The organism is uncultured Tateyamaria sp., assembly GCF_947504105.1.
Taxonomy (GTDB): Bacteria; Pseudomonadota; Alphaproteobacteria; order Rhodobacterales; family Rhodobacteraceae; genus Tateyamaria.
In genome coordinates this window covers 1-14,449 of sequence record NZ_CANNGP010000044.1, presented here as the reverse complement: position 1 = coordinate 14,449, position 14,449 = coordinate 1, and the positions used below count along the sequence as shown (strand labels likewise).

General features: G+C 58.8%; 18 protein-coding genes. 10 read left to right on the top strand and 8 right to left on the bottom strand.

The window, feature by feature from the left end:
• The first annotated feature begins 21 nt into the window (after positions 1-21).
• The 9 genes from Q1A75_RS19610 (at position 22) to Q1A75_RS19570 (ending at position 8,591) form a co-directional block, all read left to right on the top strand.
• Positions 22-909: an ABC transporter permease subunit gene (locus tag Q1A75_RS19610; RefSeq protein WP_299551775.1), complete on the top strand. Its 888-nt coding sequence runs from the start codon at positions 22-24 to the stop codon at positions 907-909.
• Positions 906-1,712, top strand: a complete 807-nt coding sequence (locus Q1A75_RS19605; protein WP_299551778.1) for an ABC transporter permease subunit — start codon at positions 906-908, stop codon at positions 1,710-1,712. Before Q1A75_RS19610 ends, Q1A75_RS19605 begins: the two co-directional genes overlap by 4 nt.
• 48 nt (positions 1,713-1,760) lie before the next feature.
• Positions 1,761-3,095: a glutamine synthetase family protein gene (locus tag Q1A75_RS19600; protein ID WP_299551781.1), complete on the top strand. Its 1,335-nt coding sequence runs from the start codon at positions 1,761-1,763 to the stop codon at positions 3,093-3,095.
• A gap of 39 nt (positions 3,096-3,134) precedes the next feature.
• On the top strand, positions 3,135-3,824 hold the full coding sequence (locus Q1A75_RS19595; protein ID WP_299551784.1) for a type 1 glutamine amidotransferase: 690 nt from the start codon (positions 3,135-3,137) through the stop codon (positions 3,822-3,824).
• Positions 3,817-5,178, top strand: coding sequence for a glutamine synthetase family protein (locus Q1A75_RS19590; RefSeq protein WP_299551787.1), 1,362 nt, complete (start codon positions 3,817-3,819; stop codon positions 5,176-5,178). The genes Q1A75_RS19595 and Q1A75_RS19590 overlap by 8 nt, the downstream gene beginning before the upstream one ends.
• A 45-nt stretch (positions 5,179-5,223) precedes the next feature.
• Positions 5,224-6,522 (top strand): FAD-binding oxidoreductase, encoded by a 1,299-nt coding sequence (locus tag Q1A75_RS19585; RefSeq protein ID WP_299551790.1) that lies wholly within the window; start codon positions 5,224-5,226, stop codon positions 6,520-6,522.
• A gap of 94 nt (positions 6,523-6,616) precedes the next feature.
• Positions 6,617-7,804 (top strand): aminotransferase class I/II-fold pyridoxal phosphate-dependent enzyme, encoded by a 1,188-nt coding sequence (locus tag Q1A75_RS19580; protein WP_299551793.1) that lies wholly within the window; start codon positions 6,617-6,619, stop codon positions 7,802-7,804.
• A gap of 99 nt (positions 7,805-7,903) precedes the next feature.
• Positions 7,904-8,140, top strand: coding sequence for a hypothetical protein (locus tag Q1A75_RS19575; protein ID WP_299551796.1), 237 nt, complete (start codon positions 7,904-7,906; stop codon positions 8,138-8,140).
• 202 nt (positions 8,141-8,342) lie between these two features.
• Complete coding sequence (locus tag Q1A75_RS19570) at positions 8,343-8,591, top strand: hypothetical protein (protein WP_299551799.1); 249 nt, start codon at positions 8,343-8,345, stop codon at positions 8,589-8,591.
• Between the two features lie 496 nt (positions 8,592-9,087).
• On the opposite strand, the gene Q1A75_RS19565 is transcribed toward Q1A75_RS19570, so the two are convergent.
• Genes Q1A75_RS19565 through Q1A75_RS19535 form a run of 7 tightly spaced genes read right to left on the bottom strand, consistent with a single transcriptional unit; the run spans position 9,088 to position 12,729 of the window.
• Complete coding sequence (locus tag Q1A75_RS19565) at positions 9,088-9,594, bottom strand: NAD(P)H-dependent oxidoreductase (protein WP_299551802.1); 507 nt, start codon at positions 9,592-9,594, stop codon at positions 9,088-9,090.
• A gap of 54 nt (positions 9,595-9,648) precedes the next feature.
• Positions 9,649-9,912: a hypothetical protein gene (locus tag Q1A75_RS19560; protein ID WP_299551805.1), complete on the bottom strand. Its 264-nt coding sequence runs from the start codon at positions 9,910-9,912 to the stop codon at positions 9,649-9,651.
• A gap of 28 nt (positions 9,913-9,940) precedes the next feature.
• Positions 9,941-10,489: a rhodanese-like domain-containing protein gene (locus tag Q1A75_RS19555; protein ID WP_299551809.1), complete on the bottom strand. Its 549-nt coding sequence runs from the start codon at positions 10,487-10,489 to the stop codon at positions 9,941-9,943.
• Positions 10,490-10,504: 15 nt separating this feature from the next.
• Positions 10,505-10,816, bottom strand: a complete 312-nt coding sequence (locus Q1A75_RS19550) for a rhodanese-like domain-containing protein (RefSeq protein ID WP_299551812.1) — start codon at positions 10,814-10,816, stop codon at positions 10,505-10,507.
• 19 nt (positions 10,817-10,835) lie between these two features.
• Entirely contained in the window at positions 10,836-11,366 is a 531-nt protein-coding gene (locus Q1A75_RS19545; RefSeq protein ID WP_299551814.1) for a protein tyrosine phosphatase family protein, read from the bottom strand.
• A gap of 46 nt (positions 11,367-11,412) precedes the next feature.
• Positions 11,413-12,327: an EamA family transporter gene (locus Q1A75_RS19540; RefSeq protein WP_299551817.1), complete on the bottom strand. Its 915-nt coding sequence runs from the start codon at positions 12,325-12,327 to the stop codon at positions 11,413-11,415.
• A gap of 42 nt (positions 12,328-12,369) precedes the next feature.
• The gene (locus tag Q1A75_RS19535) at positions 12,370-12,729 is read right to left on the bottom strand and encodes a nuclear transport factor 2 family protein (RefSeq protein ID WP_299551819.1); all 360 of its coding nucleotides are present in this window, start codon (positions 12,727-12,729) and stop codon (positions 12,370-12,372) included.
• 85 nt (positions 12,730-12,814) lie between these two features.
• Here Q1A75_RS19535 and Q1A75_RS19530 point away from each other — a divergent pair, with 85 nt between their 5' ends.
• Entirely contained in the window at positions 12,815-13,669 is an 855-nt protein-coding gene (locus tag Q1A75_RS19530; RefSeq protein WP_299551822.1) for a LysR family transcriptional regulator, read from the top strand.
• 25 nt (positions 13,670-13,694) lie between these two features.
• Here the strand turns inward: Q1A75_RS19530 and Q1A75_RS24305 are convergent, their stop codons facing one another.
• Positions 13,695-13,907 (bottom strand): alpha/beta hydrolase fold domain-containing protein, encoded by a 213-nt coding sequence (locus tag Q1A75_RS24305; RefSeq protein ID WP_366142221.1) that lies wholly within the window; start codon positions 13,905-13,907, stop codon positions 13,695-13,697.
• Positions 13,908-14,449 lie beyond the last annotated feature (542 nt).

Sequence of the window (14,449 nt, the reverse complement as noted above, 5' to 3'; positions counted from 1 at the left end):
GGCAGTCGCGCGAGGCCTCCGATGTTTTCTTACTGCGCTGATCCCAATACGCTGGACACGGTCAGATGGTTTTCCTGCTATCTGACGACGGGCGTCCACATGTCCTTTTATGCATCCTTCATAAAGGTCCTTGCTTTGCTGGCTGTCACCGCGCCAGTGGCATTGGGGGTCGGCTTTCTCGGCGCTATGGCCGCGCGGTCCGACCTTCTGCCCGTCAGCCTGCTGGGCAAAAGCTACATCGCGATCGTTCGCGGTGTGCCCGACGTGGCCTTTTTCCTCTTCTTCGTGATCGCACTCGATCAGATGTTCGAATATGTGCGCCACCGCGCAATTTGCCCGGACTGGACGCAACCTGTCCGGCAAGGCAGCGAGTTCCTGGTCTGTGCGCAGGCGAAACTGCCGCTGGGCAACGCCGCGGAATGGGTGCACGAAACCTACGGCTTCCTGCTGGCCGTGATCACTTTTGCTATCGTCTTCGGCGCCTTTGCCGCGAATGTGCTGTTCGGCGGCATGCGTGCCGTACCCCGCGCACAACTTGAAACGGCCGAGGCTTATGGTATGAGCCGTCGGCAGACCTTCTGGCGTGTTCTTGTTCCACAGATGTGGGTCTATGCGTTGCCCGGTCTGTCAAACCTTTGGATGGTGCTGATCAAGGCGACGCCGCTGCTGTTTCTCTTGGGCATTGAGGACATCGTGTATTGGGCGCGCGAGCTGGGCGGCACTAAAACATCGCGCTTTTCCAGCTACCCTCATGGCGACTGGCGCATGTGGTACTTCCTCGGGTTGCTGGCTTTCTACCTCATGATGACCCGCGTATCAGAAATCGTTCTTGAGCGTCTCATGCAGCGCCTGACCCACGGGCAGGCCACCACAGGTGGTGAAAAGCAACGCAAGAGGGTCGCCGCATGAGCTGTTGGGAAACGATCCAGGCTTACGCACTCCGCTCCGTCGGGTTTGGCGAGCGGCTGTTGCCGCGCTCGGACTTCACAATTTGCGAGCATTTCACACTGATCGGCTCAGGCATGATCTGGAATGTCTATTTCGGTATCGTGGCATTGATCAGCGGTTTCTTCCTTGCAACATTGCTGGCCGTCGGCAAAGCATCGAGCCGCGCACTTTATCGCAAACCGGCGGAATGGTTCATCTTCATATTCCGGGGCTCACCGCTCTTTATCCAGTTCTTCTTTGCCTATTTCCTGTTTCTCAACCTCAAGCGAACGAACGACTTTTTTGATCCGTTCACAGCCGCCTGGCTGGGGGCGCTGATCGTCCTGTTCCTGAACACCGCTGCCTACTCGGGTGAGATTTTCTATGGCGCGCTGCGCTCTATCCCCAAAGGGGATGTCGAGGCTGCGGATGCCTATGGCCTATCCGGCTGGTCACGCTTCCGGCGTGTGGTGTGGCCCACGATGTTGCGGCTGGCCTGGCCCGCCTACACGAACGAGGCGATCTTCCTGTTCCACGCAACCGCGCTGGTGTTCTTCTCAAGCTTTCCGGCATGGCAGCAACGCGGCGATGCGCTCTATTACGCGAGTCACTTCGCGGACAAGACCTTCAACCCCTTTGTGCCTTACCCGATCCTCGCCTTCTATTTCATCCTCTGTTCGCTCGCCATTATCGGTGTGTTCGGCCTGATCAACCGCCGCCTGAACCGGCATCTGCCCGCCAATACACGCCAGAAGATAAAGCTGCGCATGAATCTGATCCGGTGAAGCTAGAATGCCTCCGGCGGTCGTATTTTTAGTCAGAAGAAGAACGTGATGCACGATTGGCTGGTTGATAACCCTGAAATACGTGCGATCCGTGTCGCTGCTGCAGATCTGAACGGTGTGGCACGGGGCAAGCGGATGCCGGTGCGCTTTGCCAACAAGGTCACGGAAAGCGGCACCCGCTTTCCGATGTCTGTCCTCAACCTCGACATTTGGGGGGAGGACATCGAAGACAGCCCCCTCGTGATGGAGACCGGTGACCGGGACGGCGTGCTGCGTCCAACCGAGCGTGGCTTTGTCCCGATGCCATGGTTGAACACACCGACGGGCCTGCTGCCGATCTGGATGTTCCATGAAGATGGGCGGCCCTTCATGGGCGATCCCCGTCACGCGCTTGCAGCAGTCCAGAACCGGTTCGCTGCAAAAGGACTGACGCCAGTTGTTGCCGTCGAGCTTGAGTTTTTTCTGATCGATGACACCGGCAGTCGCCTGCGCGTGCCCCCGTCGCCGCGATCCGGCAAGCGCCGCGTGGCCGGAGAGATCATGTCCATGCGCACGCTCGACGCCTTCGACGACTTCTTTACCGAGCTCTATGACGCCTGCGAGACGATGGACATCCCCGCCGACACCGCCATTTCCGAAAGCGGGCTGGGTCAATTCGAAATCAACCTGATGCATCAGGCCGACGCGCTGAAGGCTGCTGATGACGCTTGGCTGTTCAAGATGCTGGTCAAGGGTCTGGCGCGCAAACACGGCTTCGCCGCGTCGTTCATGGCCAAACCCTATCCGGACTATGCGGGTAACGGGCTGCACATGCACTTCTCGGTGCTCGACAAGGATGGTAAGAACATCTTTGACGATGGGGGCGAAGCAGGCACGGACGCCCTGCGCCACGCCGTGCAAGGGTGTCTTGCCGCCATGCCCGGGTCCATGCTGATCTTTGCACCGCATGCCAATTCCTACGCGCGGCTTGTGCCAGGTGCCCACGCACCGACAGGCATCGCATGGGCCTATGAAAACCGCACGGCGGCCATCCGCATCCCGTCCGGCCCTTCCGCTGCCCGCCGGATCGAACACCGGGTGGCCGGGGGTGACGTGAACCCGTATCTCTCAATCGCTGCTGTCCTGGGCGCTGCGCTGAACGGAATGGAGGACGCGCAGGACCCACCCGCCCCAATCACCGGCAACGCCTACGCACAGGATCTGGAGCAGGTTCCCAGCACATGGGAAGACGCCATGGCGGCCTTTGCCGACAGTCCGCATATCGCACGCATCTTCGACGCTGAGCTGATCCGCAACATCGACATGACGAAGCGACAGGAAGCGCGCTACATGGCCGAACTCACGCCAGACGAGCAGACGGAAATCTACCTCGACTCTGTCTGAACCGCGCACTATCTTCGGCCCGTAACCCTCAGGTGATCCATGAAAATCGGCATTTTGCAAACCGGTCACGCGCCCGACGAAGTGTTGGGAACGCTTGGTGACTATGACACCATGTTCGCCCGCCTGCTGGACGGGCACGGCTTTGAGTTCGAAACCTTCAACGTGGTAGACATGGACTTCCCGGACGGCCCGGACGTGTGCGACGGCTGGCTGATCACCGGCTCGAAACACGGCGCATATGACGACCTTCCGTTCATCCCGCCGCTTGAGGACCTGATCCGCGGCATCCATGCGGCAAGCCGCCCGATGGTTGGCATCTGTTTCGGCCACCAGATCATCGCGCAGGCCATGGGCGGCAAGGTCGTGAAATTCGACGGCGGCTGGTCGGTGGGAAGACGCGAATACGACTACAAGGGCGAAACCCTGGCCGTGAACGCATGGCACCAGGATCAGGTCGTCGAGCTGCCGGAGGGGGCCGAGGTCATCGGCTCAAACGATTTCTGCGAAAACGCGGCACTGGTCTACGGCGACCGCATCTGGACCATACAGCCGCATCCCGAATTTGGCGCCGACATGGTGGATGCACTCGCCACCCATCGCGGACCCGGAGTTGTTCCTGGTTCGCTGCTCGACAATACCCGGGCGCAGCTGGACGCCCCCATACAAAGCCAAAAGGTGGCCGATGAAATGGCCGCCTTTCTCAAGCAGGGGGCCCTAGCACATGTCTGACGACTGGACATCCAAGCTGCCCGACGCGGCACGTGTCTACCTCGAAGGCAAACGGCTGGACGAAGTGGAATGCATCATCGCCGACTTGCCCGGCATCGCGCGGGGCAAGGCGGTGCCTGCCTCGAAATTCGTACGACAGGATTACTTCCACCTGCCCGACAGCATCTTCTACCAGACAATCACAGGCGACTGGGGCGAGGCCGCAGGCGAAGACGGGTTCATTGAAAAAGACATGATCCTGAAGCCCGACATGTCGACCGCAACGGCGGCACCGTGGACCGGCGACTGGACCCTTCAGGTGATCCACGACGCCTATGATCGCAAAGATCAGCCCGTGCCCTTCAGCCCGCGTAACGTGCTGAAACGGGTTGTGCAGCTCTACAACGACAACGGGTGGAAACCTGTTGTGGCGCCAGAAATGGAATTCTTCCTGATCGCGCGCAACCTGGACCCCGCACAGGAAATCAAACCCATGACAGGCCGCTCCGGCCGCCCGGCGGCGGCGCGACAGGCCTATTCCATGACGGCCGTGGACGAATTTGGCCCGGTCATCGACGACATCTATGACTTTGCCGAGGCGCAAGGTTTCGAGATTGACGGCATCACGCAGGAAGGCGGTGCAGGTCAGTTGGAGATCAACCTGCGTCACGGCGATCCGGTCAAGCTCGCGGACGAGGTGTTCTATTTCAAACGCCTGATCCGCGAAGCTGCGCTGCGCCACGATTGCTTTGCCACATTCATGGCCAAACCTATCGCGAACGAACCCGGAAGTGCGATGCACATCCACCATTCGATCATCGATATGGAAACTGGCCAAAACCTTTTCGTGGGTCCGCAAGACGGCGACACCGACGCGTTCTTCCACTTCATAGCGGGCCTGCAGAACCATCTGCCTGCAGCGCTTGCGGTCATGGCTCCGTTCGTCAATAGCTATCGCCGCTACGTGAAAGATCACGCTGCCCCCATCAACCTCGCTTGGGGCCGTGACAACCGCACAACGGGCATCCGTATTCCCCTGTCCGAGCCACAGGCGCGCCGCGTTGAAAACCGGATCGCAGGCATGGACTGCAACCCGTATCTGGGCATCGCGGCGTCGCTGGCCTGCGGGTATCTGGGACTTGTTCAGGAACAGCGACCCTCGGCCCAATTCCGGGGTGACGCCTATGAAGGCGACGGGGACATCCCGCGCGTGCTGGGATCGGCACTGGACTTGTTTGATCAAGCCACTGACCTGCACGCGGTACTGGGCGAAGAGTTCGCCCGCGTCTATTCGATTGTCAAACGCGCCGAATATGACGAGTTCCTGCAAGTGATTTCCCCATGGGAGCGCGAGCATTTGCTACTGAACGTCTAACTGGCAACCCGGCCCTTCGGGGAGGATTTTTCGGAAACAGGGAAGATGGACCTTCTGACCGCCAACGATCAACCGGGGGCCTATCCCGATAGCTGGTATGCCGCGACAGCCGATAGTCCGGCGCCCCGTGCGCCGTTACAGGGGGATGTACGGGCAGATGTGTGCATTGTCGGTGCTGGATATACAGGGCTGTCCGCAGCACTGCATCTGGCACAGGCCAGACGGTGCGTTGTTGTGTTGGAGTCGCATCGAGCAGGCTTTGGCGCTTCTGGACGTAATGGTGGGCAATTGGGCACCGGCCAAAGGGTTGAGCAGCCATACCTTGAGAAGATCGTTGGACCCGAGACTGCACGGCGCCTTTGGGACATGGGGCTGGAGGCGACCGACCTTGTCCGGCACCTGATCGACACGCACCAGATCGATTGCTTCTACCGCCCCGGCATCGCCTGGACCGCGGAAGACGAAAACAATGTGGCGGACCTGCACGCCTATGCAGATCACATGGACCGGCACTATGACCACCGCGTTGACGTACTGGACCGGGATGCGTTCCACGCCATCTGCCCCTCACCTGCCTATCGCGGCGGTGTCATTGATCACAAATCCGGCCACTTGCACCCTCTGCACTTTGCCCTTGGGCTGGCGACCGCCGCAGAAAGGGCCGGGGCAACGGTCCATGAAGGCAGCACTGTCACCAGCATCACAAACGGTGCACAGATCACGCTCAAGACTGACAATGGCTCTGTCACGGCAGATCACGCAATCCTCGCCTGCAACGGCTACCTGGGTGGGTTGAACGCCCCAGTCGCTGCCCGCGTCATGCCCATCAACAATTTCGTCACCGCCACCGCGCCGCTGGACGACCCCGCCAGTGTACTGACACAAGACATCGCCGTGTCAGACAGCCGCTTTGTGGTGAACTACTTCCGGCTGAGCCATGATAACCGCCTGCTGTTTGGTGGGGGTGAAAGCTATGGCTACCGCTTTCCCCGTGACATCGCGGCGAAGGTGCGCAAACCGATGACGCAAATCTTTCCGCATCTCGCTGATGTGCAGATCGACTATGCTTGGGGCGGAACGCTTGCGATCACGATGAAGCGTTTGCCTTACGTGGCCCGGCTGGCGCCCAACATGCTCAGCGCTTCGGGCTATTCCGGGCATGGCGTGGGTACAGCGACCCACGCAGGCATGCTGATGGCACAAGCGGTCCAAGGGCACACAGATGGCTTCGACACTATGGCTGCCATCCCCACAGCGCCTTTCCCGGGAGGGGCCAAACTGCGCAGCCCGCTCCTCGTCCTCGCCATGACCTGGTACGCTTTGCGCGACCGCCTCGGCCTGTAACGGCAGGCTTAATTCAGCCCAAACGTCACAAAACCGTTTCCTTTTGCGCTTATCGGATTTACAAAAACGAAAACCTATCATAAGGATTCTGAATATGTCCCTCCCCGACATGCACAGTGCCGAACCCATCCCCGCCGCCGCAAGACAAGAGATCGACCGCCTGCTGACCTCTGGTGACCTCTTCCGCTACACAGCACCCGAGGGCTCACCCGTCTCGCTTCTCGAGGCCGAATTCGCAGAACTGATGGGCAGCAAGTTCGCCCTCGCTGTCTCCTCATGCTCTGCCGCACTTTTCCTGTCGCTCAAGGCGCTCGACCTGCCGCGCGACGCGCGCGTGATGATCCCGGGCTTCACCTTTGCCGCGGTACCATCATCGATACTGCACGCCGACTGCCTGCCGGTCCTGTGCGAGGTGGACGACAATTACCGCGTCAACATTGATGACTTCGTTGAGAAGCTGCCAAGCGTACAGGCCGTTATCATCAGCCACATGCGCGGCCACACGTCCGACATGGACGCGATCATGACGCTGTGCTCCGCAGCAAGCATCCCGGTGATCGAGGATGCTGCCCACTCGCTAGGCACGCTCTGGAACGGGCGCAAGATCGGAACGATCGGCACAATCGGCTGCTTCTCGTTCCAGTCTTACAAGATGATCAACGCGGGCGAAGGCGGGATCATGATCACCGACGACGCCGATCTGGTGGCCCGCGCCATCATCATGTCGGGCGCATACGAACATAACTGGAAGAAACACCCGGTTCTGCAAGACGCTTTTGCCAAACACCAGAACCAATGGCCGCTCTATAACTTGCGCATGTCGAACCTGAGCGCTGCAGTCATCCGACCACAGCTTCCACATCTTGCCCAACGGGTCAAAGACGGGCGGTACAACCACGACCACGTGGCAGCCCTGCTGGACCAAAGCCCGCATATCGACGTGCCCTCCCCGCTGCATGGCGAAGTGCGCGCACCGGACTCGATCCAGTTCAACCTGATCGATATGAGCGATACACAGGTCGACAGCTTTGTTGCCGCAGCCGCCGATGCGGGGATCAAGGTGCAAGTGTTCGGCGCTAGTACGGACAACGCGCGTGCCTTCTGGAACTGGCAGTTCATTCCCGATCTGCCGGAGTTGCCAAAAACCCGCGCCATGCTGATGCGCGCCTGCGACGTGCGCCTGCCCGTGCATCTGCCCACCGGGACGCTGGACGCGGTTGCCGAGGCGCTGCTGTCAGCCGTGGATACAGCAACGACACCGATGAAAGCCTACGGCACCTGATCGTTTCTTCTTCCGACGGAAAGTATCACGAGGGAGGGTCAACGGCCCGGGGGCAGAGCCCCCATTCCCCCAAAGGCCTTCGCGCGGTAGCCTCCGCCCATGACAGAGCTTTCAAATGGCGCGGCCTGGATGAGCGGCCACATCGTTCCAATTTCGGAGGCCGCCATTCCGGTTACTGACTGGGGCCTAACACAGTCTGATATCGCCTATGACGTGGTGCCAGTTTGGCAAGACGCATTCTTTCGGCTGAAAGACTGCGTCGACCGCTTTATGGCCTCACTCGCGGCGGGTCGCTGTGACATCGGTATGGATCACGCGAGCTTTGTGCAGCACTGAAAGACCTGGTCGCGACCACCAGCTTGCAAGACGCGTATGTTGCCATCGTCGCCGCACGAGGACGCAACCCTGTCCTCGGCAGCCGCGATCCGCGCGATCGCAGCAACCACTTCCATGCCTGGTGCGTGCCTTACGTTCATATCATCAAGCCACAGGCGGCAGAACAAGGCACATCAGTCTGGATCCCAAATCCGTGCGCCGCATGCCAGCGGACTGCGTGAACACCAAGGTCGAGAACTACCACTGGGGCGACGTCACCTCGGGCCTGTTCGAAGGCAAGGGCAACGGGTTCGAAACGACACCCCTGCTCGACCATAACGACAACGTGACCGAAGGGCCGAGCTTCAACGTCTTCGCTGTGTTCAAAGACCCGGTGTCAACTCGGATCATGGGGGCCTGCACGGGATCACACGACGCACCGGACTCGAAATGTGTGCCAAGGCTGGGCTGACATCAGAAACACGGCCTCTCCCATTGGATGAGTTTCGGGGGAGCAGTCGAAGTTTTTCTGTCGTCATCTGGCGGTGGTGTCATCCCTGTTGCACGCGTCGACAACCAACACTTCTCGAACGACGCGGCTGGACCTACCACAACAGGTCTTCGTTCACTGTATTTCGATTGGATCATGCGTCCCGAACACCGACCGCCGGTATCCCGGCTCGACCCTCTTTCGGTCAACACGCGCGATTAGATCGGAATTTCCTTTGCGGACCCAGCTACCGGTTGCAGCGCCTCTTTGAATAGCTGATTTTATCGATTTTGAGTAATAACGGAACGCCTCTACCACAGGGCTATGAGGAGCCCTTCTTGCATTTTGGCAAACACTTCCGCCCATGTTGAGACTGTGCAAAAAACCAACCCTTAAAGCGGCAAAGCGTTGATCTGTGCGTCAAGCCTGATCTGAACAGTCGCACGGTCGGTCACCGTCATATCCGCAACAATCACTGCTACATCCGTAATCCCCAGAAACCGAAGCACGTGCTTGAGGTAAGGCGTGGCAAAGTCCATGTCCCCTTCGACGGGTGTTCACCAGTCGCGACAACCAAGTAGGCTGTCTTGCCGGTAGCAAGACCAACGTAAGTATGCTCCGGGTCGGGGCGGAAGGTGAGGCCGGGACGCGCAATTTGATCGATCCATGTCTTCAACGCTCCGGCGATATTGAAATTGTACATCGACACAGAGAGGATGAGGATGTCCGCGTCGAGCACTTCCCTGGCCAGCACATCAGAGATCGCCAGCTGGTTTTGCTGCACAGTCGTTCTCGCATCTGGAGGCGTGAAGCTGGCACCGATCCAATCCTCATTCAGAAACACAGCCTCCGCCCCGGCTTCCCGGGTGGTGACAGATACCCCTTCGTACTGGGCTTTCAGGGCTGCCACGAGCATTTCGCCTCCGGTGCGCGATGCTGATCCGGTCGCGCGGGCGCTGGAGTTGACGTGTAAGATTTTTGTCATGGAGCTTTCCAATCAGAGAATTGAACAAAGGGGCTTTTGGTCGGCCAAGAGGGGTTAGTGCGCCATCTTCTCGATCAACTCGATCCAGTCGCCGTGGGGATCCTCGATGAAAGCGATGACTTCTTTCACGTCAGTATCTTCCGGGGCAAATATCACCGGTCCCGCGCGGCAGGGCACTTTGACGCCAAGCGCCAACAAGCGTGTTTCCTTCGCGTCGCTGTCATCGGCCTCCAGCGCGGTGTGACCAGAGGGCGTACCCCGATCGCCTACACTCGGCATCACGTAGAGGATGCGGTTTGGAACGGGAGTGGCAGTCATCAGGGATTTCCTGTCAGCTATAGAGATATCATTTCGGGGAAGCAGCTTGCGCAACCGGGCGGGTCGGATCCTGTTTCCAGACGGCGAATGAGCCATCAAAGAGGGTCCCGGATGCACCGATCTGTTTCAGCGCCAGAAGGATCACCGTGGCCGCATAGCCCGACCCGCATGACGCGATCAGTGGCTTAGTGGCCCACTCTGGCGCCAGAGTCGTCAGAGCCGCCTTGATGCCGTCATTTTCCAGGAACAGGCCAGTTTCGGAAACCAGCATGGCGCTGAAGGGCACGTTGAGTGCGCCGGGAATATGTCCGGTGCGTGGGTCTTCAGGTTTGCCCGCAAAATTGACCGGACCTCGTGCGTCGATCACGCAGGCCGCGTCTTGCTTTGCCAGAAAACCGTCCAAATCGATCTTGAGACCGGCATTTAGTGTCGGGGCAAAGGTGCCAAGCGCGTAAACCGTTGGCTCTCTGGAAACGGGCAGGCCCTGCGCAGACCAATAAATCCAACCGCCGTTCAAAACACGCACATTGGTGAATCCCCAATGGCGCATCGCCAACCAGATACGCCCCGCTTGCATGTGCGACGAGCCGTCTTAGAGCACGACAAGGTCGTCCGCGTTGATACCGAGGGTCGCGAAGGATCGTTTTGCCAGTCCTTCATCGGCAATGTCAGCCAATCCGGGGGCAACATCTTGTGCGATGAAGTGTTCGGTCCAATCCAGGAAGGCGGCACCACGAATGTGTCCTGTCGCGTAGTCCTCGGGCAAGGCCCGCGCCGGTGTCGACCATGTGCCACGCACGTCAAACACCTTGACGTCTGGCACATCGAGCAACCTGTGCAGTTGTTCTGCCGAAATCAGGGGCGAGTGGCCGTCTACCACGCTGCGCCAATCCATACTGTTCATATGACCAATCCTTCCTGAACTATTGGACGCGCGCGATGTTGTCGGCGAGGTAGCTTTGCCACGTGGTGTCGGCGTCAAGATTGTAGCCTGCGACATCCGACCAGACCGATCTCAGCGTCTCAAATTCCTCTGGCTGCGTGTCCGGGGCGCTGAGCACCCGATGTGCGTAAACGAGGGCTGACGCGCGGGCGTTTGCCCAGCAATGCACCAGAACCTTGCGGTCTCCGACACTGTCCATTGCGGCCATGAACGCATCGAACGACGCATCATCTGGCGCGCGCCAATTCACGGGTACATGGATGTATTCGATACCTTGCGCTGCGAGGATGTCGCCCTGATCCGGGTTGTAGACACTCTCGCTTGGGGGCACGATGCTGATGACCACCTCGACACCAGCCGCGCCGGCGCTCTTGAGTTGATCTTTGGTAGGTTGGCCCGCCGTCAGTACGCTTTCCGAGTATTGATAGAAGTTGCGGGCGTCAGAAAGCTCGGCAAAGGCAGCTGTAACCGAGAGGGTGAGGCCCACAAGAGTGAGTGCGATGCAACGCATGAGATATCTCCTTTGAGGTCAGTTTTCGTGAGAAGCGGGTATGCTGTCAGAGCTCTATGTCGGCGGTCACGATGGGTGCGCCTGCGGTCTTGTGCGGGTTGCTACAAACACCCCAAGGCCAGCAATGATCATCCCCTGCCATGCAACTGGCGGCATGACCTCCCCAAGCACCAGCCATGCGACGGCGGCTGCCAAGGGGGGGAACGAGAAAGAACAGAGCGGAGACCTTTGACACTTCACCCGCGCGGATCATCGCCAAGAGCAAACCGATGGCGATCAGCGAGCTTGCGATGATGAGGTAGACTAGCGCTCCGATCAGTTGCCACGTCCATATAATCTGCATGCTCTCAAACGCGACGACGAAGGGCAGCACGCCCAGAAGGCCCGCCGAGAAACCGACCAGATTTGTCGTCACGGGGTGATGTGACACACCAAAGCGTTTTTCCCAGAGCGATCCTCCGGTGATCCCGATCAACGCAAGCGCGGCAAACAGAAAACCGATGGAGGACGGAGCCGCGATCTCGGAACGTGCCGTGAGGACAACAACCGCACCGGTCAGACCGAGGATCAAACCGACCCATTGCCGCCAGCTCACCGCCTCTCCCGCCCAACGCGGCGCGACAAGGCCCATGAGGATGGGTTGCATGGCGAGGATCAGCGCCAAGGTCCCAACGGACAGACCCGCGTTGAAGGACATGTAGCACATGCCAAAATACATCGCCTGAAGCAGAAACCCGACAATCGCGAGATGTCCCCATTCAGAGGGCGTATTCGGCAAAGGCGGCCGCAAGATCAGGAAGAGTACCGCCATGATGCCTACGACGCAGGCGAACCGCAGCGCCAGAAATGGCATGGGCTCGATATAGCCCAGCCCGAACTTTGCCGCGACATAGCCGGTGGACCACATCAAGAGAAAGATGCCCGGGGCGAAGGCAAGCCATGGCGGGTGTTGCGTCGTCATTCTGGATCCTCGACATGCAGCATCGTTTTGCCCCGCACGGGGTTACTTCATGATCGTCGTGTAGGTCTTGCTGACGATCTTCCACCCGACATTCAGGCGCAACAGCGTCAGAAGGTCGTGGTAGTTCAGCGTCGGCAAATCGATGGTCACCTTGACCAGGGCCATGTCGTTGTCGATCTCGATATGGGTGATCTCACTGCTGTTTGGCGGAAGCGCGCCGCTGTTTGCCAAAGCCTCCAACGCACTGCGTGGCGTCAGGACAAGGTTGCCTTCGGTGTCCAGTGAATTGAGGTTCACGCTGGAGTAAAATGCGTTTGCGATACGCGCGCCATCTCCGCCCCGGATGCCTTCCATGTAGTCGGTCACAGTCGCAACGATCTGTTCTTTGTCGGTGCCAGCCATAGGCCTTCCTTTCACGTCGTCTTGTTGTGACACAGACGTAGGAGGCCAGTTTCAATTGTTAAAATGAAATGATATGGATGCTGCCATGCAAAAAATTGAACGCGCTTTCACCGACGGCAACCTGCTCAAGACATTTATTGAAATTGCAGATTGCCGTAACCTTACTCTTGCCGCCTCGCGGTTGAACCGCAGCCAGTCAGCGATCAGCGTGCAAATCCGTAGGCTGGAGACCGAGTTGGACACCACGCTGTTCATACGTGAAGGTAAGGGGATGTCCCTGTCGTCCAGCGGTGAAAAGCTGTTGCCTGTTGCACGGCGCAGCTTGTTTGAGTTGTCAAAGGTGCAGTCCTTGTTCGCCACGCCCCTGAATGGTCGGATCAGGGTCGGCATTCCCGACGATTTCGATGAGGGGGTCTTGGAAAAGGCGTTGACCGAATTCAGCCTCTCCAACCCTGGCGTCGATGTGGTTGCGACCTCGGGCTGCACGGCGCGCTTTCCTGAAGCCATCCAAAAGGGTGAGTTGGATATCGCCGTTTGCTCGGCCGCAAGTGCTGTTCCGGGCGAAGTCTTTCGCGAACAGCAATCCGTGTGGGTCGCCAGCAAGACAATGCAACTTGGGGCACATGACCCGGTTCCGCTTGCGATCATCAATCATGGCTGCTGGATGGGCGAATTGCCCAAGGTCAAACTTGATGAACAAGGGCGCGACTATGGCGTGGCATTTGAGTGCAGCGGTATCATGAGCCAGAAAGCGGCTATTCGGGCCGGGTTCGCCGTGGGTATCCTGTATGAAAGCAACGTTGAACCCGGCATGAGAATTTTGACGAAGAAGGACAATTTCCCATCCCTTCCAAAGTTCAAGCGCGCGATCGTTATCGCGACAAATGCACCGCAAGATCTCGCCCGAGCGATGTCGCGCGCGATCAGGCAGGCAGTATGAGATTTGGGGCAGCCGATGCGCGTCCTTAAAAAACGACACTGCGTCGCCCAACGCAGCCTGTTCTTTCGGCATTGCGAGTGTAACCGTCGGCTTTAAAACTATGATCTACCACCGGAACGCGGAGGGTTTGCGCAGCGATCACAGGATGACCTACCTCTCTGGCCTTCAGCGTCATCGCAGCACACATGTTGCCGCCTGCGCTGTCGTCCATGAGTGCTAGGCGGTTGGGGTCAGTCAAAATGCTTTGGCCACTTTCGACAAATTAAGGTCAACGCGGCCCAACACTCATTGGCCGGCCTGGGCAATTTGACATCTGTGGCCCTAGGGTAGTTCAAACGGACGACAATTGCCCCAGCTGGTTAGCCAACAATTGGCCGAAGGCTTCGCGGACAGCTTCAGGCGGAGTACCTTAAATCCAAGGAATGCTCTCATCCGCGCACTCGGCCAACTGCGCGACAATTGCTTGTTGTTCTGGATCTACGGTATGCGGCCTCTCTTCATTTGATGGTTTGCCGTACCAACCATGAAGTAACGGGCGGCCATTCGGACTAAGGAAACAGATGGTTATGAATCCTTTGAGTGATAGAACTGGATGGAGCATTCCCTCGCGATTTTAGTCGACATAGTTATCGCCAGTTGAGGACAATCTGCCCAGTCCAGACCTTTAAACAACGCCTAAACGCCGTTGCGCAGCGCGCGCCATAGCCGATGGGGTGGATGGCTCCCGCTCCCCCGGCGTCGCAATGCGCCATAGTGCAGGTGTCATTATCTGCGATAGAG

What these genes read in the sequence shown, in the direction of transcription:
- Q1A75_RS19545 (WP_299551814.1), bottom strand. Translation starts at nt 11,366, where the DNA reads ATGCGTTGCATCGCACTCACTCTTGTGGGCCTCACCCTCTCGGTTACA.
- Q1A75_RS19600 (WP_299551781.1), top strand. Translation starts at nt 1,761, where the DNA reads ATGCACGATTGGCTGGTTGATAACCCTGAAATACGTGCGATCCGTGTC.
- Q1A75_RS19565 (WP_299551802.1), bottom strand. Translation starts at nt 9,594, where the DNA reads ATGACAAAAATCTTACACGTCAACTCCAGCGCCCGCGCGACCGGATCA.
- Q1A75_RS19610 (WP_299551775.1), top strand. Translation starts at nt 22, where the DNA reads ATGTTTTCTTACTGCGCTGATCCCAATACGCTGGACACGGTCAGATGG.
- Q1A75_RS19595 (WP_299551784.1), top strand. Translation starts at nt 3,135, where the DNA reads ATGAAAATCGGCATTTTGCAAACCGGTCACGCGCCCGACGAAGTGTTG.
- Q1A75_RS19550 (WP_299551812.1), bottom strand. Translation starts at nt 10,816, where the DNA reads ATGAACAGTATGGATTGGCGCAGCGTGGTAGACGGCCACTCGCCCCTG.
- Q1A75_RS19540 (WP_299551817.1), bottom strand. Translation starts at nt 12,327, where the DNA reads ATGACGACGCAACACCCGCCATGGCTTGCCTTCGCCCCGGGCATCTTT.
- Q1A75_RS19535 (WP_299551819.1), bottom strand. Translation starts at nt 12,729, where the DNA reads ATGGCTGGCACCGACAAAGAACAGATCGTTGCGACTGTGACCGACTAC.
- Q1A75_RS19585 (WP_299551790.1), top strand. Translation starts at nt 5,224, where the DNA reads ATGGACCTTCTGACCGCCAACGATCAACCGGGGGCCTATCCCGATAGC.
- Q1A75_RS19605 (WP_299551778.1), top strand. Translation starts at nt 906, where the DNA reads ATGAGCTGTTGGGAAACGATCCAGGCTTACGCACTCCGCTCCGTCGGG.
- Q1A75_RS19560 (WP_299551805.1), bottom strand. Translation starts at nt 9,912, where the DNA reads ATGACTGCCACTCCCGTTCCAAACCGCATCCTCTACGTGATGCCGAGT.
- Q1A75_RS19575 (WP_299551796.1), top strand. Translation starts at nt 7,904, where the DNA reads ATGACAGAGCTTTCAAATGGCGCGGCCTGGATGAGCGGCCACATCGTT.
- Q1A75_RS19570 (WP_299551799.1), top strand. Translation starts at nt 8,343, where the DNA reads ATGCCAGCGGACTGCGTGAACACCAAGGTCGAGAACTACCACTGGGGC.
- Q1A75_RS19530 (WP_299551822.1), top strand. Translation starts at nt 12,815, where the DNA reads ATGCAAAAAATTGAACGCGCTTTCACCGACGGCAACCTGCTCAAGACA.
- Q1A75_RS19580 (WP_299551793.1), top strand. Translation starts at nt 6,617, where the DNA reads ATGTCCCTCCCCGACATGCACAGTGCCGAACCCATCCCCGCCGCCGCA.
- Q1A75_RS19590 (WP_299551787.1), top strand. Translation starts at nt 3,817, where the DNA reads ATGTCTGACGACTGGACATCCAAGCTGCCCGACGCGGCACGTGTCTAC.
- Q1A75_RS19555 (WP_299551809.1), bottom strand. Translation starts at nt 10,489, where the DNA reads ATGCAAGCGGGGCGTATCTGGTTGGCGATGCGCCATTGGGGATTCACC.